Consider the following 21,436-nt stretch of genomic DNA (forward strand, 5'->3'; position numbering starts at 1 on the left):
ACCCGTCCAGCATGTCGATGCGACCACCGGTCCGAAATTCGTATCGCAATATACGATATATCTCGAGCGAAGACGGGGAATCACCACGGTTAAGCGCCGCCACGTTCGAGAGACGGTATGCAGGAACTCGACCACGACTGCCCGGAGTGTGGGTCCGAGCGGACGTTCTACCGGGCGGCGAGCACGACGCTTCACCTTGGCGAGAAGGTGAAATGGCACTGTCCCGACTGTGACTACGGGTTCGTCAAGATCAACGGTATCGACTCCAGTCAGGCCTAAGCGTCGGTGGTTCGGGGAGATTCCTCTGAGTCTCCCGAAGGGTATGTTACGGATAACGGCAACACGGAAGGGTGTCGTTGCGGACCCCCAACGCTTCGGAACGGCGATACTGCGCTACGACTCCGTAGCGATATATAGTTTTCATAGCAACGATGAAGCCGTCACCGGCGTTACTCCCTTCCATGAGCCAGGATTCTCCGGTGCAGTTCGGCTTCGTCTGTGTCCAGAACGCCGGCCGCAGCCAGATGGCGAGCGCGTTCGCCGAGCGAGAGCGCGCCCGACGCGGACTGGACGAATCGGTACGCATCGTCACCGGCGGCACGCACCCGGCCGAGGAAGTCCACGAGGAGGTGATCGAGGCAATGCGCGAACTCGATATCGACCTCTCGGATCGTACGCCCCGCGAGATTCCGACCGAGGAACTCGAATCCTGCGACGTCGTCGCGACGATGGGCTGTTCGACGCTCAACCTCGACGCGGAGACGGACGTGCGCGACTGGGATCTCCAGGACCCGGACGGGAAGGACCCCGAGGAGGTGCGGGCGATCCGCGACGACATCGCAAACCGGGTCGACGCCCTCTTCGACGAGTACTTCGCGGAGGTCGAGACGCGGCAGTAGATCGACTTCGGGACCGTACGGGTGCGGACGATCGTCTCGATTCCACGGGGAAGCTACGGTTTTCGGGCCTCGATCGTCGCCGAGACGATGTACTCGCTCAGGTCGCGCTCGTCGGACCACTCGCGGATGAACTCCTCGCTGTCGCCCTTCGGCTCGATCCCGACGTCCTCGAATCCGGCGTCCGAGAGCATCGATTCGAGCGCCTCGATCGTCGAGGCTCCCGCGACACAGGCCGAGATGCTGTCGGGGTCGGCCCGCAGCTCTCCGGGGAGGTCGGCCGTGAGCACGACATCCGAGACGGCCAGCCGCCCGCCCGAACGCAGGACGCGACGGGCCTCCTCGAACACCCCCGGCTTGTCCGTCGAGAGGTTGATCACGCAGTTCGAGATGATCACGTCGACGCTTTCGTCTGCGACCGGCAGGTGTTCGATCTCGCCGAGGCGAAACGCCACGTTCTCGGTGTCGTTCTTCGCGGCGTTTTCCCGTGCCTTCTCGACCATCTCGGGGGTCATGTCGACGCCGATGACCGAGCCCTCGGAGCCGACCCGCTGGCCCGCGAGGAAGCAGTCGAACCCGCCGCCCGAACCCAGATCGAGGACGGTCTCGCCGGGCCGCAGGTCCGCGATCGCCGTCGGGTTCCCACAGTCAAGCCCGAGGTTCGCCTCGCCCGCGACCGCCTCGATCTCGTCAGGTGAGTAGCCCAGTCGCTCGCTCGTCTCCCCAGGCGAGTCACTACACGAGTCCGAGGAACTCGGGTCGCAACAGCCGCCGGCCTCCGAGGTGGCGATCGCCGAGTACCGTTCCCGAACGGCGGCGCGCTGTGCCGCCGGGTCGATCCCGTCGGTCATCGCCCCTCACCTCGAACGGCGTCGAGCGTCTCGAGTATCGTCCATGCACGCCCACTCGGACGGTAGTACCGCCACCGCCCATCCTTTCGCCGCTCGACGAGGTCGGCTGCGTACAGCGCGCTCAACGCCTGGCTGACCGCGCTCTGACTCACGGGGAGCGCCCCCTCGATCTCGCAGGCACAGAGTTCTTCCTCCGAGGCCGCAAGCAGCCGCAGGGCCTCGTAACGCGTCTCGTTCGCGAGCGTCGAGAGCAGGCGGACGTCCGCATCGATCAGGTCGTCGTCCAGTCGCAGTGCCGGCGCACAACAGCCACCCTCCTCGTCCGCCGTTGATCCCACATCCTCCCGAAACAGGTCGGTCTCATTCATATTAGCGTATTCTAATATAATCTACTGCTAATATAGCTGTTGCGGTCGAACACGGATCGACGGAGGTCGTCGGAAACCTTATTTGAGGATCTGTACAACTATCCGCATGGCCGAAGCGACGGACAGGATCCAGCGATACCTGGCGGACGAACTCGGGGAGTGTCGCAACGCGGACCTCCAGCAGCGTCTCGAGGAACTAGACGAACTCGACGCGTTGGTCGACGAGGAGGCCCTTTCGGCGGACGTCGGAACGCTCGCGGCGCTCGGCAACGAGACGCGATACCGGCTCGTTCGGTTGCTGGTGGAGGCCGAGGGCGAACTGTGCGTCTGCGAGATCACGCCGCTGATGGACGTCAGCGACAGCGCCGTGAGCCACGCGCTCGCGAAACTCGTCGAGACCGGTCTGGTCACCAAACGAAAGGACGGCCGGTGGCGCAAGTACCGGGCGACCCCGCGGGCGAACGCGCTTCTGGTCGTTCTCGACGGCACCCGCTAACCGTCCTCTCCTCTCGACGGTCCATCGGTAGCCGAGTATCCACGAGTCGTTCCGGTAGCACCAGACTTATACATGAACACACATTCAATTAAGATATGGTTCAATCGGTCGGCGAACGGACGACGGGAACCGGCGGCGAAGCCGCCTCGAACGAACTCGACCGCCCCAGCAACGAGAGCAGGAGACAGCGGGAGGGAACCGGGAATACCGGCGCGTTCGGCCGACGGACGGGGAGTTCCGACCTCCTCTTTCTCGAAGGGGTCCTCCCCGAGCGAGACGGAAGAGTGTTGAACAGTCTTTCAATCGATGAGCAGACCGCCGAGTGTCTGGATCGGCTCGAAGCGATGCTTGACCGGCGAGGTGCGACGCTCGAGGACGTCATGAAGGTCGAGGTCCAACTGACGGATCTCGACGAACGCGATGCGGTCGACGAGGTGCATCGGGCACGGTTCGACGGCGAGTACCCCCCGCGGACGACCGTCGGCGTCTGCTCGCTGCCGAGCGATGCGGGGATCCAACTCGACGCCATCGCCGCTGACGAGTGACCACGCGACCACGCTATCAATGAGTACGACCTATCGTTACCGATCGGTGTCGAGTCGAAGCGCTACGAGAGTCGGTCGTGAGTCGGGAGGCGATCGATGAGCGCCGTCGAACACGATCACGGGCCGGAGTGTGACTGTGAGACGTGTGGCGATCCGCGCTCGATGGACGTCCTCGATAAGTACCTCACCGTCTGGATCTTCGCCGCGATGGCGATCGGCGTCGGCCTCGGGTTCGTCGCTCCCTCCGTCGTCGGCCCGATCCAAGACCTCCACCTCGTGGAGATCGGGCTCGTCCTGATGATGTACCCGCCGCTGGCGAAGGCCGACTACTCGCGGCTTCCGACCGTCTTTCGCAACTGGCGCGTGCTGGGCCTCAGCCTCGTCCAGAACTGGCTCATCGGTCCCACCCTCATGTTCGGGCTCGCGGTGGTCTTCTTCAGCGGGCTCGTTCCCGGCCTGCCCGCCCGCCCCGAGTACTTCCTCGGGCTGGTGTTCATCGGGATGGCCCGGTGTATCGCGATGGTGCTGGTCTGGAACGAACTCGCCGAGGGCTCGCCCGAGTACGTGACCGGGCTGGTCGCGTTCAACAGCCTCTTCCAGATCCTCACCTACGGCGTGTACGTCTGGTTCTTCGCGCTCGTTCTCCCGCCGCTACTCGGGATGGAGACGCTCGTCGCCGGGATCACGGCCTTCGACGTCACGCCCATGCAGGTGTTCCAGGCGATCGTCGTCTTCCTCGGAATCCCCTTCGCCGGCGGCTTTCTGACCCGCTATCTCGGGACGCGAGCCAAGGGTGAGGAGTGGTACGACGAGGAGTTCGTCCCGCGGATCGATCCGCTGACGCTGCTCGCGCTGTTGTTCACCGTGATCGTGATGTTCGCCACGCAGGGCGAGACCATCGTCGCCTCGCCGGGTGACGTCCTGCTGATCGCCGTCCCGCTGACGATCTACTTCGTCGTGATGTTCCTCGTGAGCTTCGGGATGGGGCGGGGGATCGGCGCGGACTACTCGACGACGACCGCGATCGACTTCACCGCGGCCTCGAACAACTTCGAACTCGCGATCGCCGTCGCGGTCGCCGTCTTCGGCGTCGGCTCCGGCGTGGCCTTCGCGACCGTGGTCGGCCCGCTCATCGAGGTGCCGGTGTTGCTCGCGCTCGTCCACGTCGCGCTGTACTTCCAGCGCCGGTTGGACTGGAGGGGATCGGAAACCGAGCGTCCCGGATCGTCCGTCCGCCAGCCGACGACCGACGACGACTGACCACGGTTGACGCCGACCCGTTTCGAGGGTAAGACGGGGCCGATCCCGCCGCCGACTACGACCCCGAGAGCGTCGCGGCGAAGTCGTCGACCGGGATCACCGAGTAGTCGACGGTGAGGACGTCGCCCGTCGCCCGGACCTTCCCGACGAACTGCGAGATCGACTCCAGGTCGCCCTCGAGGACGAACAGCTCCATGCAGTAGTGGTCGCCGACGTGGCTGTGGAAGTTCGAGGCGACGAGCGACTCGTGTTCGTGGCGCAGGCGCATCATGCGCTCCTCGACGCTCGTCGTCTCGTAGTCGAACAACACGGTCACGACGCCCATCAGGTCGTGGCCCTCCAACTCCCTGTCCTGGAACTCCCCCAGCAGGTTCCGGGAGGCCTCCCGAACCACCTCGCTGCGGCCGGTGTAGCCGTGGTCGTCCGCGAACTCGTCGATCCTGTTCAGAAGCTCTTCGGGCATCGAGACGCTGACGACGGTCATGTATTAATCGAGGGGCGTATGGATGGTAAGAGTTGCTAAAACAGCCGCCGAAACGGCCGAGAGGTTATGAATCGTCGTCGAGCGCCTGCCACGAGAGCCGGAGGTTCCGCGCCGCCTCCGTCTGGTCGATTCGTCCCGCCGTCGTTCGTTCGGGTGCCGCCTCGATGGTCCCTCGGTCCTCGCCCGCGACCGCGTCGAACGCCGCGGCGAGTTGGTCGAGCGATCGTCTGTTCTCGATCTCCGTGGGCTCGGTCATCAGCGCCTCGCTCACGAGTTCGGGCCATTTGGTGGTGGGGGGATGGACGCCGTAATCGAGCATTCGCTTGGCCACGTCGGCGGCGTCCTGCTCGCCCGCGCTGGCGACGAACTCGTGGTGGAACGGCCCGTAGGGGACCTCGTACTCGACCTGCTCGGCGAGGTAGTTCGCGTTGAGGACGGCCTTCGCGCTCGCGTCCGATAGTCCGGGATCGCCCAGCCGGGCGATGTAGGCGTAGGCCTTGATCAACACGAGCCAGTTGCCCATGAAGCCGTGGACCTTCCCGATGGAGTTCTCGGGCTCGAACAGTTCGTACCTGACGTCGCTTCGCTCCGCTCGCGACGAACCCCCGTTCGATTCTCTAACGTGCGGGCTCGGCAGGAACTCCGCCAGCTCCTCGACCACGCCGACGGGCCCGGCGCCGGGACCGCCCCCGCCGTGGGGCGTCGCGAACGTCTTGTGGACGTTGTAGTGCATGACGTCGAAGCCCATGTCGCCCGGACGCGCCCGTCCGAGGAGGGCGTTCAGGTTCGCGCCGTCGTAATACAGTAGGCCGCCGACCTCGTGGACCATCCCCGCGATCTCCTCGATGTCGCGCTCGAACAGACCTAGAGTATTGGGGTTCGTCAGCATCAACGCGGCGGTCTCCTCGGAGAGGGCGGCCTCCAGGGCGTCGAGATCGACCCGGCCGTCGTCGCCCGAGGGCAGTTCGACCACGTCGTAGCCCCCCATCGCCGCGCTCGCGAAGTTCGTTCCGTGGGCGGCGTCGGGGATCACGACCTCGGTGCGCTCGTCGTCGCGCGACTCGTGGTAGGCCTTCGCGATCAGGATGCCGACGAACTCGCCGGCCGCGCCCGCGGGCGGCTGGAGCGTCACCGCGTCCATGCCGCCGATCCGGGCGAGCTGGTCCTCGAGGCGCGCGAGGAGTTCGAGCGTGCCCTGCACGCTCTCGGGCGAGCGGTCCGGATGAACCCCCGCCGCGGGGTGGGCCGCGACGTCCTCGGTGAACTTGGGGTTGTACTTCATCGTACAGCTCCCCAGCGGGTAGGGCCCCGACTCGACCCCGTAGTTCATCTGGCTGAGTCGCGTGTAGTGGCGGGCGAGTTCGGGCTCGGAGAGATCCGGTAGCGTCAGTTCGTCGCGTTTCAGGCCGTCGGGAAGCGGGACGTCGTCGGTGTCGACGCTCGTCTCGTTCTTCTCCGAGAGCAGCGGCTCGTAGCCCTCATCCTCGGTGTTCCAGCGCGCTTGGGTGTATTCGAGCGTCATCGTGCTGCCTCCCTGAACGCGGTGACGAGCGCGTCCGCTTTTCCGCTATTGGTCTCGGTCACACAGACCTGCACGAGGTGGTCGTCGATCGCGTGGACCGCGAAGCCGTACTCCTCGAGCGTCTCTCGCACTGCCTGTGCGGGCTGATCGGTTCGGGCGACGAACTCCCGGAAGTGGTGACGGTCGTGGACCGGGGCTCGCACGCCGGCGATCGAATTGAGGCGCTCCGCGAGGTCGGCGGGCGCTTCGAGACACTCCCGAGCGAGATCCACGAGCCCCGAGGGCCCGAGCGAGGCGGCGTGGATCGCGGTGCGAAGCGCGACCCACGCCTGATTCGTGCAGATGTTCGAGGTCGCGCGCTCGCGGCGGATGTGCTGTTCGCGCGTCTGGAGCGTCAGCGTGTAGGTGCGCTCGCCCGCGGCGTCGGTGCTCGCACCCACCAGCCGTCCGGGGACCTGCCGGACGAACCCCTCGCGGGTGGCAAAGAGGCCCAGCCCCATCCCGTAGCTCGCGCCCAGTCCCAGCGTGGCCGCGTCGCCGATCACGACGTCCGCGCCGATTTTTCCGGGTTTTTCGAGCACCGACAGCGCGACCGGGTCCGAGCCGAGGGCGAACAGCGCGTCGTTCGCGTGGGCGAGGGCGGCGACCTCCTCCAATCCCTCCTCGATGGTTCCCCGAACCGTCGGGCTCTCGGCGTAGACCATCACCGTCTCCTCGCTCACGAGGTCCGAGAGTGCTTCGAGGTCGGCGTTCGCGTCGTCGTGCGGGTAGATCTCGACCGCCAGCCCCGCGCCCTCGGTGTAGTTCTCCAGCACCGAGCGGCGTTCCTCGCGCATCAGGTCGGGCACCAGTATCCGAGAGCCGCTCGTCTCTCTCACTCTATCGGCGAGCGTCGCGGCCTCGCCCAGCGCCGTCGCGGCGTCGTACATCGAGCAGTTCGCGATCTCCAGTCCGGTGAGTTCGACGAGCATCGACTGGTACTCGAAGAGCGCCTGCAGGAACCCCTGCGTGATCTCGGGCTGGTACTGGGTGTAGCTCGTGAGGAACTCCGAACGGTCCGCGAGGTGGTCCACCAGCGAGGGAACGTAGTGGTCGTAGTGCCCGCGGCCGAGGAACTCCGTCAAGTCGTCGTTTCTCCCCAACAGTGTCCGCATCTCCGCGCGGAGTTCGCGCTCGCCCGTCGGGTCGATCCCGAACTCGCCGTCGAAGCGCACGGATTCGGGAATGTCGAACAGGTCCTCGACGCTCTCGACGCCGACCGCCTCGAGCATCGCGGCCGTCTCCTCGTCGGTGTGCGGTGCGAAGGGGCTACCGCGGCTATTCCGTGCTGTCATAACTCCTGAAAAGCGTGGCGTCTGTCCGCCGGTTCATGGCGGGTCTTACGGGTACGACTACATGAACGGCGGGGTTTCGCTACTCGATCTGGTCGCGGTACTCGTCGGCCGAGAGCAGCGAGTCGAGGTCGCCCTCCTCGAAGTCGAGTTCGAGCATCCAGCCCTCGCCGAAGGGGTCGTCGTTGACGAGTTCGGGCCGGTCGAACAGCGCCTCGTTGACCGCGGTCACGGTGCCGCTCGCGGGCGAGTACAGGTCCGAGACGGCCTTGATCGACTCGACGACGCCGAACTCGGTCTCCCGTTCGAGTTCGTCGCCCTCCGCGGGGAGTTCGACGAACACAACGTCGCCGAGTTCGTCCTGCGCGAACTCGCTGATTCCTATCCGACCAGTATTGGGGTCGATCCACTCGTGCGATTCGAGGTAGTACAGGTCGTCGGGTATCTCGACGCTCATTACCTATCACCGAGGAAGCCGGGGGCTTCAATCCTTGCCCTTTTGTCCGACCCGCGGATCCGCACCGCCACCTCGGTGCCCTCCTCGGCGTACTCGACGGGCACGTAGCCCAGTCCGATGGGCTCGCCCAGCGTGGGACTCATCGTCCCGCTCGTGACCTCGCCGACCGCCTCGTCCCCCACCCAGATCTCGTAGCCGTGACGCGGGATTCCTCGCTCTTCGAGGCGTATTCCGACGAACAACTCCTCGGGGCCGTCCTCGTTCACGCGCGCGAGCGCATCGCGACCGACGAACTCGGTGTCGAGGTCGACCGTAAATCCCACCCGCGCCTCGTAGGGGTTTCTGGGGTTTTCCTCGGGGTGGAAGTCCTGACCCGACAGGAGAAATCCGGCCTCGATCCGGAGGGTGTCCCGAGCGCCCAGCCCGCAGGGCTGGCAGTCGAACTCGTTCCAGACCCGCTCGGCAGAATCCCACGGGACGAGCGCCTCGTAGCCGTCCTCGCCCGTATACCCCGTCCGGGCGAGCAGACAGTCCGCGCCCGCAACCTCGGCCTCGGTGATCGAGAACCGACCCAGTTCGCGCAGGTCCTCGCCCGCGGCGTCGGCGACGAGGTCCTCGGCGTCGGGCCCCTGGATCGCGAACATCGCCCATTCTTCCGTCCGGTTCTCCACCTCGCAGTCGAGGTCCCACTCCTCGCGGTGATCGACCCAGCGCTCCTCCATCTCCCCGTCGTGGCCCGCGTTCGGGATGAACAGGAACTCCTCGTCGGCGAGGCGGTAGATCACGGTGTCGTCGAGGATGGTGCCGTCGTCGTTCGTGATCGTCGAGTACTGGGCGTTTCCTATGGAAAGGGACTCGACGTCGTTGGTGGTCAGGCCCTGAAGCAGGGCAGCGGCGTCCGGTCCCGAGACGGAGATCTCGCCCATGTGCGAGACGTCGAAGATCCCGGCCGACTCGCGGACGGCCTCGTGCTCCTCGCGGATGGAGTCGAACTCGACGGGCATCGCCCACCCGCCGAAGGGGGTGAACGTCGCCCCTCGATTCTCGTGAGCGGCGTACAGCGGCGGTTTGCGATCGGACATACCTCACACCTCACGCGCGAGGGGCTAAGGGTTTCCCTCTAGTCGCCCTTCTCGGTGATCGTCAACTCGTAGCTCCCGCTGCCGGACCACGCGTCCACGAGCGCGTAGAGGTCGTCCGAGGCGTCGGGGGAGTCCACGACGATCGTCTCCTCGCTGCCCATCGTGTACGAGCGGTGGTCGTAGCTTCCGGTGGTCGGACAGCCCCCGCCCTCGTTGACGTAGAGGTCGAAGGTGGCATCGGACGGTCCCGAGAGTTCGACGACGACCTGACACGGGTCGGTCCGCCACGGATAGCGCCAGCAATCGGAGTCGGTCCACCCCGAGAGCGTGTCGGTGACCGTCGCGGTCTCGGTCTCGGATCCGCAGGTGGGCTCCTCGTCGCCTCCGCTATCCCCGTCGTCTCCGCCGTCGCCACCGTCGCCGCCGTCACCACCGCTCCCGTCGGGATCGGTTCCCACCGCCGCCGCGGCGTCGACGCGCCCGCTCCCCTGTCGGGCCGCCGGGAGGCCGACGTCCTCGGCGGTGGCCTGCAGGTGGAGCCTGAGATCGCTCGCCGAGAGGTCCCACTGTGAGAGCGCGAGGCCGCCGACACCGGAGACGACGGGGGCGGCCATCGAGGTCCCCGAGAACTCGTCGTAATCGTCGAAGGGCACCGCCGAGAGCACGTCGCTGCCGGGCGCGGCGAGGTCGATCTCCTCGCCCCAGTTCGAGTACCACGCCAGACTCCCGTCGGGGTCGAGCGCGCTGACCGCGAGACACTCCTCGTAGGCCGCGGGATACGAGACGCCGTGCTGGCCGTCGTTGCCCGCGGCGGCGACCGGCAGCGAGCCGTTCGAAAGCGCGTACGAGACGGCGTTCTTCAGCGTCTGGGTGTCGCCACCGCCGCCCAGCGAGAGGTTGATGACCGCCGCACCCTGATCGGCGGACCACGTGATCGCGTCGGCGACGTCGGAGAGGGAACCGCCGCCGCCGTCGCCCAGCGCGCGCGCAGAGAGCAGCGAGCAGTCGCTGATCCCCGCGTGGCCGGTCCCGTTGCCCGTTCGGCCGGCGGCGATTCCGCCGACGTGCGTTCCGTGGTTCTCCTCGACCGAGACGGGATACGGGTCGCCGTCGCCGTCGACGAAGTCCCGTCCGTCCTCGTAGCCCGCCTCGAGGTCCGGGTGGTCGTACTGGATCCCCTGGTCGACGACCGAGATGGTCACGGCCGGATCGCCCGGCGTGGTCTCCCACGCCTCCGGACAGCCGACCATTTCCGGCGCGTACTGCTCGCTCCAGAGCGGGTCGTTCGTCGCGAGCGCCTCGTAGGTGACGTTTCGCTCGGCGTAGCGGATGTGCTCGCGCTGGGTGATCGCCTCGATGAAGTTCTCGCTGGCGCGGTCGGGTGCCTGCGCGGGGAACCGCACCGCGACGTACCTGATCGCCTCGTTCGAGTGGACGACGCGGGCGTCGCCGGGGGCGTGGCGTTCGACCTCGCTCTCCAGCCCGTCGGCGCTCGCGGCCACGCCGACGAGGACCTCCCCCTCTTTGGGACCGGGGCTCCGCCCGGGCGTCGCCTGCGCGAGGCCGCCGAGCGACGCCACGCCCGTCGCGGCCGCGAGGATCTCGAGAACCGATCTGCGGTCGAACCGTCCCGTGTGATGTTCGACATGAAGCGCACTACTATCACGTTGTCGTAATTTAAATTTTGGTATTATATATTAAAATAATACTTCATCCGGAAGAATAGCGGTCGTCGGAACTTCGATACGGTTTTGGGCCGTCTCCACGGTTGGAGACGCATGGTCGGGGGTTTACGGTGGGTCGTGAGACGGCTCCGAGGGGGACATCCGGAGGGCCGTCGAGTCGGACTGTTCGTCGACGGCCCGAACGTCCTCCGGGACGAGTTCGACGTAGATCTGGACGACGTGCGGGCCGTCGGCGACGAGGCCGGGACGCTCGTCGCGACCCGACTCTATCTCGACGAACACGCGACGCCCGGTCTGATCCAGGCCGCGGAAGCCCGCGGGTTCGAGGTCGTCATCACGAGCGGGGACGTCGACGTGAAACTCGCGATCGACGCGACCGAACTCGTCTACACCGACGCGATCGACACCCTGATGGTCGTCTCGCGGGACACGGACTTCAAGCCCGTCCTCGAGAAGGCCGCGAAGGGCGGCATTCACACGATCGCCGTCGCCCCCGGTACGTACGGCCGCTCGGACGCGTTGCGAAACGCCGCCCAGGAGGCGATCCTGCTCGACGGCGATACGTAGCCCTTTCGGGCCCGCGCGAGAAGCACCGGTATGGAGCCGATCCTCGACGACCACATGCACCTCGATCCCGACCACGGCCGGGGGACCGAGGCCGTGAAGGACTTTTCGAGAGCCGGCGGCACCCACCTGCTCGTCGTCAACAAACCCTCCTGGCACCTCGGGGACCTCCCCGCGTCGGGCGCGGACTTCGAGCACATCTTCGAGACGACGCTCGACGCGGTCGAGAGCGCGAACGACGTCCTCGACGGGCGCGCGTGGCCCGTTTTGGGCGTGCATCCCGGTCTGATCTCCCGGCTGACGGAGGCCGCCAGAGGCCCCGAGGGGGCGGGCGAGATCATGCGCGCGGGACTCGACCTCGCCGCGGAGTACGTCGCAGACGGCCGGGCGCTCGGCCTCAAGTCGGGCCGCCCACACTACGAGGTGAGCGACGCCGTCTGGAGCGCCTCGAACGACGTGCTGAAACACGCGCTGGCGCTCGGTGCGAAACACGACCGTGCGGTCCAACTCCACACCGAGGGCAGCGAGGACCTCACGGAGATCGCCGAGTGGGCCGAGGAGCGCGGCCTGCCGGCCCACCGGGTCGTCAAACACTACGCGAACGGACGGTTGAAAGGGCCGACCCCGAGCGTCATCTGCGAGAAGGACCAACTCCGCCGCGCCGCCGAGTCGGGCGTACCATTCCTAATGGAGACGGACTTCATCGACGATCCCCAACGTCCTGGAGCGGTGCTGGGTCCCAAGACCGTCCCCCGGCGGGTCGCGTGGCTCCGCGAGGAGGGCTACGAGGGCGCGATTCGAACGGCACACGTCGAGACCCCCGAATGGGTGTACGGGATCGATACGGTCGGGACGCTCGATAGATCGGGATGAGTGGATCCGGCGATAGTGCGAACAGGATATGCTAGAACCGTTCACAGAGGACGCGTATCTATCAGGACTCCTATTGTATGGTGATTTATAACAAGGGTTATGTTAGCGAGGAATGACTTATACAGGGTGTGTCTCAGCCCGTCGAATCGCCGGTAGACGAACGGCGGCGGCTGAGACACCCACGCGGGAGGAAACCCAATGCCAACATACGTTGTACTAGTCAATCTCACCCAGAAAGGCGCGGAGAACATCGATCAGAGCCCTGATCGACTCGAACAAGTCAAAGAGGCGACCGAATCGTTAGGTGGCGAGTACAGGGACTTCTACATGACATTTGGACAGTATGATTTCGTTTACATCGCTGATCTGCCAGACGACGAAGCAGCCGCACACCTCGCCCTCACATACGGGAGAGGCGGTGGTGGCGAGACCGAGACGCTCAAAGCCTTCACAGAAGACGAGTACCGCGAGGTCATTACCAACCTTCCCGAATAGACCGGCCGCCTACCGACGGTACTTACTGGTGTCTGTCGAACGGTATCTCGCCCTCCGGATATCCACCATGATCGATAATGGTACAAGAGACCGGGACGTGCCCACGTAGTACATGGACATCGAACTGCCCGCGGTCAGGTCCGAGGCTGAAACGGTCGTCGACGAGGACCTCCCGCCGTCGACGGTCGAGTACCTGAACTACCGCGCGATCGAGCGTAACGACTGGAACGTAGAGGACGATGACCTGTTCGAGAAGGCCGCCGACGCGGACCTCGACGAACGGGACTACGGCGTGATGGAGGTCGAGCGCGACGAGTCGCTCCTGCGGGCCGCGGAGCAGGCGGGGCTCAAGTGGCCGTTCCAGTGCCGGTCGGCGACGTGTGCGATGTGCGTCGGCGTTCTCAGGGGTGGCGAGGCCGAGATGGACATGAACCTGTTTCTCGAGGACGAGGAGGTCGAGGAGCGAAACATGCGCCTGACCTGTGCGTGTTCGCCCGTCAGCGACGACCTCCAGATCGTGTTCAACGCGATTCACATGCCCTACGCCCGCGAGATCGCACGGAACAGAGGATAACGGCGTCTCAGAGGGGGTATCGCAGCCAGCCGGAGACGGGGCGCGTCTCGACCGGGGCCGGCGTTCGATTCGTGGAGAGGAAATCGCTGAACGTCTACGATAACCCCTCAGTCCCGGCGGGTGACGGATGTGGATCAACCGTAGGGCGGTACCAGCTAGATCGGGACTCCCTCGGCGGCGGGAACGGGTCCGGACCCGTTCACGCCGACAGCGAGAACACGACGAGCTGGTCGCCGCGCGGCCCGCGCCCGACGAAGCCGCTACCGCCGACCTGAATGGCGATATACTGCTTTTCTGCACCCGGGTCGTACCAACTCACCGGGTCGCCGCTGACCGCCTTATTGCTGACGTCGTACTCCCAGAGGCGCTCGCCGGTCTCGCCGTCGTAAGCGATCACGTCCCCGTTCTGCGTACCGGCGAAGAGGAGTCCGGAAGCGGTCGACATCGTCCCGCCCCAGAGGTAGCGGTCGCTGTCGATCCAGTCGCGCCACTCGACCTTGCCGGTGGCCGGATCGACGGCCACGATCGCGCTGATGTGGCCGTTGTACTCGTCGGGAACGAGCTCCTCGTCCGGCTCCACGTCGACGATCCCGCCCCAGAACTTCTCGCCCGGTTTGTACTCCTCGTTGCGCCAGTAGATCTCGTGGGGCGTGTTGAGCGTCTTGTGATAGGCGAGCCCCGTCTCGGGGCAGTACGTCGGGGGCTGCCAGTCGTGACCTCCGAGGAGGCCCGGCAGCATCACGTAGTCGCGCTCCTCCTCGACGTGGGGCACCATCGTCATCATGTTGATCTGCTGGGTCATCGGCTGGCCGCGCACGAGGAGCTTGCCGGTTTCGGGCTCCATCGTGTACGTCCACGACGTTTTGCCGCCGTTGTAGACCACGTCACCGGTGTAATCGAGGTGGTCGATATCGAGGTCGCGGATGATCATCCGCTGGCTGGCCGAGTCGTAGTCCCAGATGTCGTGGGCCGACTCCTGGTGGGCCCACCGGATCTCGCCGTCGTGGGGATCGACACACAGCGTCGAACAGGTGTTCTTGTTCGGGCCCGGTCTGACGGTGCCGTTGAAGTCGGGGCTCGGGTTGCCGACGTTGTAGTAGAGCAGTTCGCGCTCGGGGTCGAACGTCGCCGTCATCCAGTTGGTCCCGCCGGACTGCTCGATGCTCTCGCCGACGTACTCCTCCTCGGGGCAGTTCTCGAGGCGCCAGAGCTCCTCGCCGGTCTCGGCGTTGTACGCACAGTGGAACCCGCGGACGCCGAACTCGCCGCCGGCGCTGCCCGTAAAGAGCATCCCCTTCCAGACGATCGGGGCCCAGGTCGCCGAATAGCCCTCCTCGTGGTCGGCGGTGCTCGCGTACCACTCCTCCTCGCCGGTGTAGCGGTTCAGCGCCTGAACGCCCGAATCGAGAGTCGTCAGGTAGATCTTGTCCCTCCAGACCGCCACGCCGCGGTTGTTGTCGTCACAACAGAGCACCGCGTCGTCGGGCGCGGCGAACGTGTAGCTCCAGAGGACGTCGCCCTCGCGGGGGTCGATCGCCTTCACGTGGCTCGGCCCGTTGGTCTGGTACATCACCGGGGGGTCGCCGGGGACGATCACCGGCGAGCCCTCCATGCTGGAGTTGGCCCCGACCTCCATCGTGTACTCGAGTTCGAGTTCTCCTACATTGTCCTTCGTGATGGTCTCGCAGGGTGTGTAGCGATGCGCCTCGTAGTTCTTGGAGAACATCAGCCAGCTCTCCTCGTCCTCGCCGGACTCGTCGAGCATCTCCTGGGTGACGTCGTATCGCGGAATCCGATCGGTGTCGGTCTGGTGGAGGACGGACTCGTCGGGCGCGTTGAACACCTGATAGCCCAGTTCCGTCTCCTCGACGACGGTGTCGCTCGCCGCTCGGATCGCTTTATCGTCCTCTATTGCCATGGTAGTTCCTCCTCTCGCCCGCTCGCTTCGCTCGGTTTTCGCTTCTCCTCGGTGATCCAGAAGACGTCCTGCATGAGTTCCTCCTGGTTGACGATCATCACCGCCGTACTGGCCGTCAGGGTCGCCGTCAACTGGGCGTCGGTGAGCGAGCCGTCCTCGCCCGCCGCGACGTCGTGGGCCGCCGTCGCCATCAGGTAGAGCCCGCCGAGCATCGCCTTCGTGTCCCAGTGAGCGTCGTCCAGAATGTCGTCCGTTATCAGGATCTCCTTTCGCCAGAGGTGGTCGTCGAGCGCCCGAATCCACAACAGCGCCCCGCCCATCGCCCGCCGGTGGAGCGGCGGGACGTACTCCACGTCGAACTCCACGCCCTCGGGGATCTCCCTCGTCGGCGTCCACCGCGAGAGGCGGGTGTCGTTGTTCGCGACGTTGAGCATCAGGGCCATCCGTTCGCGCTCGTCGAACCCACACTCCGCTAGCGCGGCGGAAAGCGGCCGGGCCTGTACCAGTTCGCGGGCCGTCCCCTCGATGTGATCGGGGGTGAAACTCGGTAGGTTCTCCTCAATACCCTCGAAGAAGCCGACGGCCGCGAGATGGTGATACACCCTCCAGGCCGGCTCGACGAGCCCCCGATAGAGGACCGCCGGACCCGTCTCGCCGGCGGGGATGCCCGCCGCTCGTACCTCCGAAGTCCGTGAGAGCTGTTCGACCATCCGCGAACGCTCCTCGCCCAACAGTTCCGCGTCCAGCCGTCCCGACAGGCCGGTTCTGATCGTTTCACCGATCGAGGTGAACACCTCGTCGGGGTCGTCGTCGACCGCCTCTCGAAGCCGGTCGACCGTCAGCCTCTCGCCGGTCGCCGGCCCGCCCACACCGAGGGTGCTCGCCAACTCCTGTCGGTGCTCGACCGTCGGTTGTGGGACGTTACTCTGTACCATTCCGTTCCCCTCGTCGGAGAATACGGGGATAAGTCTGTGCATTCGTGCATATTTTATAATTATATTAGTTGTGGCGCGGTGACACGAGCGTGCAGGGACCGACACGGTCGCTACTCTAGACGAGTAGAGAAAGGGCTTTGAGCGCGGGTCCACACCGTCCGGTATGAGCACCCCGCCGGAAGCGTTCTACTCCGAGGAACGGTGGCAGAACTGGATCGACCGTTTGAAAGCCGAGGAGATCGACCCCGAGGACGAGGACTCGGCGCGCCTCCTCCTGAACCTACAGGACGACGCCGCGATCGCCGTCGCGAAGATCGTCAGCGCCCACGAGGAGGGCGACCTGAGCGAGGAGGAGGCCATCGAGGAACTCGCCGACGTGCGCGAGATCGTCCTCTCGGACGTCGAGGTCGAAAACGAGGAGACCGCGTTCCTGATCGACGGCGTCCAGACGAGCCTCGTCTGCGTGTTCGCCGCCGCCGAGGAGTACCTCCTCCGGGGAGCCAGCGAGGAGGCCAACGTCGAGGAGTACGTCCGCGCCGCGGCCGACGCCGAGGCCGAGGAGGACTTCGACGCCGCGCTCGGCTACTGCGCGCAGGGGGGGACCCGGATCATCGACGGCGAGGACCTCGACGTGAGCGTCGGCGAGGAGATCGAGTACGGCTTCGTCGCCGAGTGGGTCAACGGCCTCGACAGCCTCCAGAGCGCGATGCGCGACCCCGAGGTCATCGAGGAAGAGGACGAGGACTGAGCGCCGCTCGGAGGCGGATTCGTTTTATCACGACCACGTATCCCGCCCGACGACCCGTCCGGAGCCGGGCTGTTTCGTCGATCGTCGAATCGATAGTCGACAGATCCATATAACACCGGCGACAGGTAGGGAGCATGACCGAGGTCGGTATCGACGCCATCGAGATCTGGACCGGGAAGCTGAAACTCGACCTGCCGAACACGTTCGCGCCGGCGAAGGGCGAGGACCCCGAGAAGTACACGAAGGGCCTCGGATTGAACGCGAGTTCGTTTCCCGACACCTACGAGGACATCGTCACGATGGGGGCGAACGCCGCCCACCGACTGATGGAACACGAGGGACTCGAACCCGAGGACATCGGCCGGATCGACGTCGCCACCGAGAGCTCCTTCGACAACTCCAAACCCGTCTCTACCTACATCGCGGGCTGTCTCGAGGAGGTTTTTGAGGGCGAGTTCAGCCACGCCAACAAGGGCGAGCGCAAGTTCGCCTGTCTCGCGGGCACCCAGTCGATCGACGACGCCTACAACTGGATCAAGGCCGGGCGCAATAGAGGGAGATCGGCGCTCGTGATCGCGACCGACACCGCGCTGTACGCGCGAAACGACCCCGGCGAGGCCACGCAGGGGGCCGGCGCCGTGGCGATGCTCATCTCCGAGGATCCCGATCTGGTCACCCTCTCGACCGAGCAGGGCTACGGAAGCGCCGACGAGACGGACTTCCTGAAGCCCAACCAGCAGTTCCCCTCGGTCGACGGCAAGCGCTCCGTGCAGGTGTATCTCGCCCGGATGCGCGAGGCCCTGGAGGACTTCGAGAGCGTCGCCGGGCGCACCCACACCGACGACTTCGCGTACATCCCGTTCCACACGCCGTTCCCGGGCATGGTCCGGAAGGCCGCCCTCTTCGGCTACCGTCACATGATACGGGACACGCAGAGGGAGGACGAACTGGCCGAGGAGATCGGCCGCCAGCCCAGAGAGGAGGCCTTCGAGGACGAGGCGGCCTTCGAGGACGCCCTGCGGGAGTACATGGACGGCCTGAAGCGCACCGACGCCTATCAGGAGTGGTACGCTCGGATCGTCGATCCAACGCTCACCATCTCGCGCAACGTGGGCAACTGGTACACCGGATCGGTCCACCTCGCGCGCGCGAGCGCGCTCAGAACCGCCTTCGAGGAGGGGCGCGATCTGTCGGGCGAGCGCCTGCTCGTCGGCTCGTACGGCAGCGGCGCGCAGGCCGAGATCCACGCCGAGACCGTCCAGCCCGGGTGGGAGGAGAAGATCGCGGACCTCACGATCGACGAGGGGATCGAGCGCCGCTACGACCTCTCCTACGAGGAGTACGAGCGAGTCCACGACGTCCACAACCACGACGTCGAGAGCGACGTCGACGGGGACGTCGAGGAGTTCACGGCCCCCGAATCGGAGTTCGTGTTCGACGGCTGGGGCCGGATGGGCGAGCGCAAGTATCGGTTCGTTGAGTGAAAGTCGGTTTTTTGGTGCAGATTTTTGCGCGAGTGAACGGAGTGAGCGAGCGGAAAACGGTGTGAGCCGAACGTACCGGTTCGTCGAGTGGACCGTCAGAACAGGGGCTCGTTCTCGCCCCGGGCGATCTCGTAGCCGAGCGCGTTCGAGAGGATCGTGTGGCCGAGCGTCGAGACGCTGTGGTCGAGCAGGCCGAAGGGGTGCAGGTGGGCCTGGCTGCTCGGGGGGAGCAGGCTTCCGATCACGTGGACGTTCCCGAGCGAACCGACGGCGACCCCGCCGTCGATCGTGGCCGCGATCGACCCCCCGGCGGCCTCGAAGACCTCGGGGACGACCGTCGTGACCGGCGCTTCCTCCCCGATGGCGTACCCCTTCGGCGCGAGCGTCCAGAGTTCGCGTTCGATCTCGCGGGTGTCGGCCAGTAGCGGGTGACCGCCGGCCCTGTGCTCGTCGAGCGCGGCGAACTCGTGTTCGTCGGTCGAGACGGCACGGGAGTCGATGAGCGCCGTGGAACCTGCCTGCAGGTCACAGAGCACCCGGATCCCGGCGTCGGTCAGCACGAGCGTGCCGCCGGTCTCGACGTACTCGTCGATCGCGTCGGGAGCGTCGATCGCGTCGTGGATCAGGACGACGTTGTCGTAGACCGCCTCGTCGTCCTCGACGAGCACCCCCTCTTCGACCTCCGTTGGCGAGACGAACTCGACGCTGCCCTCCGCGAACTCGGCGTAGCTCTCGAAGTACGCGAGGGGCGTCGAGTCGTAGAGGCGCTGTTCGTAGCCGAGCACGTCCCGCGGATCGGGCGCGTCGTCGCTCGCGTCGGAGACGACCGCGTCGACCAGCACGGCCACCTCGGTGCTCGCGGATCGGGGGTTCTCGACGGTGACGCGCCACTGGCCGACGGCGGGGTCGGCGATCGTCCATCCGGACTCGCGTTTCGATCCGCCGCCCGCGCCGTTGAACGACCGTCGCTCGGCCCCGTCGGGGTCCGAGAGCGTCGCGCGGATCGGTTCGGTCCCGTCGGGCCGGACGTGGATCGAGACCTCGTCGGTCGGCGGCGAGACCGTGAGCGCGATCGTTTCCGTCCCCTTCGGGTCGATCTCGACGGTGGTGCGGGTCCGCTCCGACTCCGCGCCGACGAACGAGAGCGTGTCCGACGAGCGGGTCAGCGAGTCGGTCGTGACGACCGCCGTCGAGCGCTCGCCGGCGATCCCCGGCGCCGAGAGGTCGGGAACCTCGCGGCTCATCGTCCGGAGCGCGCCGACGTACGCGCCGGCCTGGGTCGCCACGAGTTCGGGGATGTACTCCGCCTCCATCGGCGTGATGGTGTTCGAAAACGCCATCTCGAGGGCGATCGACTTCGCGCCGAGGCCGCCCGCCTCCTCGGGGTGGGCCGCCCAGCCCAGCAACGCGCCCGTGGTGCCGTAGTCGAGGGCGTCGTAGACCGTCCCGAAGTCGTAGAGCGATCCGGGCAACATCGCCTCCGTGTCGGGGAGGTCCCCGCCCTCCTCGCGGACGGGGTCGTAGCGCTCGGGCCCGAGCGAGATCGCCCCCATGTTCTCCTCAAGCGACCCGATCTCCTCCTCGATGCCCGCGCCGATCGCGCGGTTGAGCCGGTCCATCTCCGCGAGTGCTCGGTGATCGAACTGTCCGTTCGCGACCAGCGAGACGACGAACTGCTCGGACCAGTGCATCCCGTGAAGGTCGGCGAAGAGTTCGACGTTCTCGTAGCCGCGCACGTGGTGAGCGATCGCGAGCGAATCGGGCGCGTGCTCGGCGACGCGGTCGGGGACGTCCCCGTCGACGCCCGCCGAACCGTTGATGAGGTCCGCACCGTCGGGGTCGGCGGGGTAGTGGACCGGGTCGATCCACCCGGCCGTCGGGTACTGGCGGTTGGGATCGACCCCCGTCGCGCTCTCGCGCTCGAAGGCGTCGAGCCCGCCCGAGTACCGCGGGTCGCGGGCCACCCAGCCGTCAGGGTTCGCGTACAGGAACACGAGGACGACCTCGTCGAGGACGGCCTCGACATCCGGTTCCTCCCCCCCGAGCACGCGCTCGATGAACCGGTTTCCGGCCTCGACGCCGACGCGCTCGTCGCCGTGGATCGAGAGGGTGGAGACGAGTTTCCCCTTCCCGGCGAACGTCTCCCGGTTCCCGACGTCGTTCGTGAGTTCGGCCACCCAGAGGTCCTTCGGATCGACCTCGCCGTCGAGGAGGTCCCGGTGGCCGGGGCTCTCGCCGATCGAGGAGAGTGCGAGGCGTTCGGGGTGTTCATCCGCGAGATGCGAGAGGCCGGCCTCCGTCTCCTCGAACCCAACGTAGTCGACGCTCTCCTCGGGATCGGGGAACACCCCCTCCGAGTAGTCCCCGAGCATCCAGAACGGGTTCGCGCCCGGCGAGTGGACGAGCTCCGAGACGGCCTCGACGTCGAGGACGGCCGAGACCGCCCCCTCGTCGAGGCGGCCGTAGGCCGCGGGTTCGGGCGTGCGCGTCTCGCGGTAGGCCGTGAGCCCGTCGTCGACCGCCGAGAGCCCGTCCTCCCCGTTGAGCCGTATCAGCGTCGGGATCTCGTAGTCCTCGGGGGTGTGGTTCCGGATGAACTCGTAGCGATCGCCGGTCTTCTCCGAGGTGTGGTCGCTGTGGGCGCTCCCCGGGAGCGCGAGCGCGCCGGCCGTCGCCGCCGACAGCCGAACGAACCCCCGCCGGGAGATCGGTACGTCGGAGAGCCGCTCGCTCGCCGCCCGTTCGTGTGTCGCGCGGTCCATCTTGAAGTCCTTCATCATCAAAGGACCGTCTGGTTAAATCTTTATTTTATTTCGAATATATTTATATATTTTATGCTACATCGGTCTGGGACGCGGAGGGGGAAAT

22 protein-coding genes are annotated in these 21,436 nt (G+C 66.2%); 11 read left to right on the plus strand and 11 right to left on the minus strand.

Features of this window, described 5'->3' with window-relative positions; genetic code table 11:
* Positions 1-117 precede the first annotated feature (117 nt).
* Together QRT08_RS05725 and QRT08_RS05730 are read left to right on the plus strand one after the other, a co-directional pair.
* Entirely contained in the window at positions 118-279 is a 162-nt protein-coding gene (locus QRT08_RS05725) for a DUF7838 family putative zinc beta-ribbon protein (RefSeq protein WP_286044954.1), read from the plus strand.
* Positions 280-461: 182 nt separating this feature from the next.
* Complete coding sequence (locus QRT08_RS05730) at positions 462-899, plus strand: arsenate-mycothiol transferase ArsC (RefSeq protein ID WP_286044955.1); 438 nt, start codon at positions 462-464, stop codon at positions 897-899.
* Between the two features lie 53 nt (positions 900-952).
* On the opposite strand, the gene arsM is transcribed toward QRT08_RS05730, so the two are convergent.
* Positions 953-1,747, minus strand: a complete 795-nt coding sequence (arsM, locus tag QRT08_RS05735; RefSeq protein ID WP_286044956.1) for an arsenite methyltransferase — start codon at positions 1,745-1,747, stop codon at positions 953-955.
* Complete coding sequence (locus QRT08_RS05740; RefSeq protein ID WP_286044957.1) at positions 1,744-2,115, minus strand: ArsR/SmtB family transcription factor; 372 nt, start codon at positions 2,113-2,115, stop codon at positions 1,744-1,746. The genes arsM and QRT08_RS05740 overlap by 4 nt, the downstream gene beginning before the upstream one ends.
* 106 nt (positions 2,116-2,221) lie before the next feature.
* On the opposite strand from QRT08_RS05740, the gene QRT08_RS05745 reads away from it, so the two are divergent.
* The 3 genes from QRT08_RS05745 (at position 2,222) to arsB (ending at position 4,416) form a co-directional block, all read left to right on the plus strand.
* Positions 2,222-2,611 carry an ArsR/SmtB family transcription factor gene (locus QRT08_RS05745; RefSeq protein ID WP_286044958.1) on the plus strand — a complete coding sequence of 130 codons (390 nt, stop codon included), beginning with the start codon at positions 2,222-2,224 and terminating at the stop codon, positions 2,609-2,611.
* A gap of 95 nt (positions 2,612-2,706) precedes the next feature.
* A complete protein-coding gene (locus QRT08_RS05750; protein WP_286044959.1) occupies positions 2,707-3,156 on the plus strand; it encodes a RidA family protein in 450 nt (149 codons plus the stop codon).
* A 96-nt stretch (positions 3,157-3,252) separates the two neighbouring features.
* Positions 3,253-4,416 (plus strand): ACR3 family arsenite efflux transporter, encoded by a 1,164-nt coding sequence (arsB, locus tag QRT08_RS05755; protein WP_286044960.1) that lies wholly within the window; start codon positions 3,253-3,255, stop codon positions 4,414-4,416.
* Between the two features lie 55 nt (positions 4,417-4,471).
* Here the strand turns inward: arsB and nikR are convergent, their stop codons facing one another.
* The 6 genes from nikR to QRT08_RS05785 form a co-directional block, all read right to left on the minus strand.
* Complete coding sequence (gene nikR / locus QRT08_RS05760; RefSeq protein WP_286044961.1) at positions 4,472-4,900, minus strand: nickel-responsive transcriptional regulator NikR; 429 nt, start codon at positions 4,898-4,900, stop codon at positions 4,472-4,474.
* A 64-nt stretch (positions 4,901-4,964) separates the two neighbouring features.
* A complete protein-coding gene (gene gcvPB, locus QRT08_RS05765) occupies positions 4,965-6,422 on the minus strand; it encodes an aminomethyl-transferring glycine dehydrogenase subunit GcvPB (protein ID WP_286044962.1) in 1,458 nt (485 codons plus the stop codon).
* Positions 6,419-7,756, minus strand: coding sequence for an aminomethyl-transferring glycine dehydrogenase subunit GcvPA (gene gcvPA, locus QRT08_RS05770; RefSeq protein WP_286044963.1), 1,338 nt, complete (start codon positions 7,754-7,756; stop codon positions 6,419-6,421). The genes gcvPB and gcvPA overlap by 4 nt, the downstream gene beginning before the upstream one ends.
* A 79-nt stretch (positions 7,757-7,835) precedes the next feature.
* Positions 7,836-8,210, minus strand: a complete 375-nt coding sequence (gene gcvH, locus QRT08_RS05775; protein WP_286044964.1) for a glycine cleavage system protein GcvH — start codon at positions 8,208-8,210, stop codon at positions 7,836-7,838.
* Positions 8,210-9,292: a glycine cleavage system aminomethyltransferase GcvT gene (gene gcvT / locus QRT08_RS05780; protein WP_286044965.1), complete on the minus strand. Its 1,083-nt coding sequence runs from the start codon at positions 9,290-9,292 to the stop codon at positions 8,210-8,212. Before gcvT ends, gcvH begins: the two co-directional genes overlap by 1 nt.
* Before the next feature lie 38 nt (positions 9,293-9,330).
* Complete coding sequence (locus QRT08_RS05785) at positions 9,331-10,872, minus strand: S8 family serine peptidase (RefSeq protein WP_286044966.1); 1,542 nt, start codon at positions 10,870-10,872, stop codon at positions 9,331-9,333.
* A gap of 198 nt (positions 10,873-11,070) precedes the next feature.
* Here QRT08_RS05785 and QRT08_RS05790 point away from each other — a divergent pair, with 198 nt between their 5' ends.
* The 4 genes from QRT08_RS05790 to fer all read left to right on the plus strand — a co-directional run bounded on the left by QRT08_RS05790 (position 11,071) and on the right by fer (position 13,483).
* On the plus strand, positions 11,071-11,544 hold the full coding sequence (locus QRT08_RS05790; protein WP_286044967.1) for an NYN domain-containing protein: 474 nt from the start codon (positions 11,071-11,073) through the stop codon (positions 11,542-11,544).
* Positions 11,545-11,574: 30 nt separating this feature from the next.
* Positions 11,575-12,414, plus strand: a complete 840-nt coding sequence (locus QRT08_RS05795) for a TatD family hydrolase (RefSeq protein WP_286044968.1) — start codon at positions 11,575-11,577, stop codon at positions 12,412-12,414.
* A 198-nt stretch (positions 12,415-12,612) separates the two neighbouring features.
* The gene (locus tag QRT08_RS05800) at positions 12,613-12,909 is read left to right on the plus strand and encodes a GYD domain-containing protein (RefSeq protein ID WP_286044969.1); all 297 of its coding nucleotides are present in this window, start codon (positions 12,613-12,615) and stop codon (positions 12,907-12,909) included.
* A gap of 112 nt (positions 12,910-13,021) precedes the next feature.
* Entirely contained in the window at positions 13,022-13,483 is a 462-nt protein-coding gene (fer, locus tag QRT08_RS05805) for a ferredoxin Fer (RefSeq protein WP_286044970.1), read from the plus strand.
* A 199-nt stretch (positions 13,484-13,682) separates the two neighbouring features.
* On the opposite strand, the gene QRT08_RS05810 is transcribed toward fer, so the two are convergent.
* Together QRT08_RS05810 and QRT08_RS05815 are read right to left on the minus strand one after the other, a co-directional pair.
* The gene (locus QRT08_RS05810; protein ID WP_286044971.1) at positions 13,683-15,401 is read right to left on the minus strand and encodes a pyrroloquinoline quinone-dependent dehydrogenase; all 1,719 of its coding nucleotides are present in this window, start codon (positions 15,399-15,401) and stop codon (positions 13,683-13,685) included.
* Positions 15,392-16,336 carry a hypothetical protein gene (locus QRT08_RS05815; RefSeq protein ID WP_286044972.1) on the minus strand — a complete coding sequence of 315 codons (945 nt, stop codon included), beginning with the start codon at positions 16,334-16,336 and terminating at the stop codon, positions 15,392-15,394. The genes QRT08_RS05810 and QRT08_RS05815 overlap by 10 nt, the downstream gene beginning before the upstream one ends.
* Positions 16,337-16,499: 163 nt before the next feature.
* Here QRT08_RS05815 and QRT08_RS05820 point away from each other — a divergent pair, with 163 nt between their 5' ends.
* Together QRT08_RS05820 and hmgB are read left to right on the plus strand one after the other, a co-directional pair.
* Positions 16,500-17,084: a DUF2150 family protein gene (locus tag QRT08_RS05820; RefSeq protein WP_286044973.1), complete on the plus strand. Its 585-nt coding sequence runs from the start codon at positions 16,500-16,502 to the stop codon at positions 17,082-17,084.
* A 134-nt stretch (positions 17,085-17,218) separates the two neighbouring features.
* The gene (gene hmgB / locus QRT08_RS05825) at positions 17,219-18,568 is read left to right on the plus strand and encodes a hydroxymethylglutaryl-CoA synthase (RefSeq protein WP_286044974.1); all 1,350 of its coding nucleotides are present in this window, start codon (positions 17,219-17,221) and stop codon (positions 18,566-18,568) included.
* Between the two features lie 95 nt (positions 18,569-18,663).
* Here the strand turns inward: hmgB and QRT08_RS05830 are convergent, their stop codons facing one another.
* Positions 18,664-21,345 carry a M14 family zinc carboxypeptidase gene (locus QRT08_RS05830; RefSeq protein ID WP_286044975.1) on the minus strand — a complete coding sequence of 894 codons (2,682 nt, stop codon included), beginning with the start codon at positions 21,343-21,345 and terminating at the stop codon, positions 18,664-18,666.
* Positions 21,346-21,436: the final 91 nt, after the last annotated feature.

Source organism: Halalkalicoccus sp. NIPERK01 (genome assembly GCF_030287405.1).
GTDB lineage: Archaea > Halobacteriota > Halobacteria > Halobacteriales > Halalkalicoccaceae > Halalkalicoccus.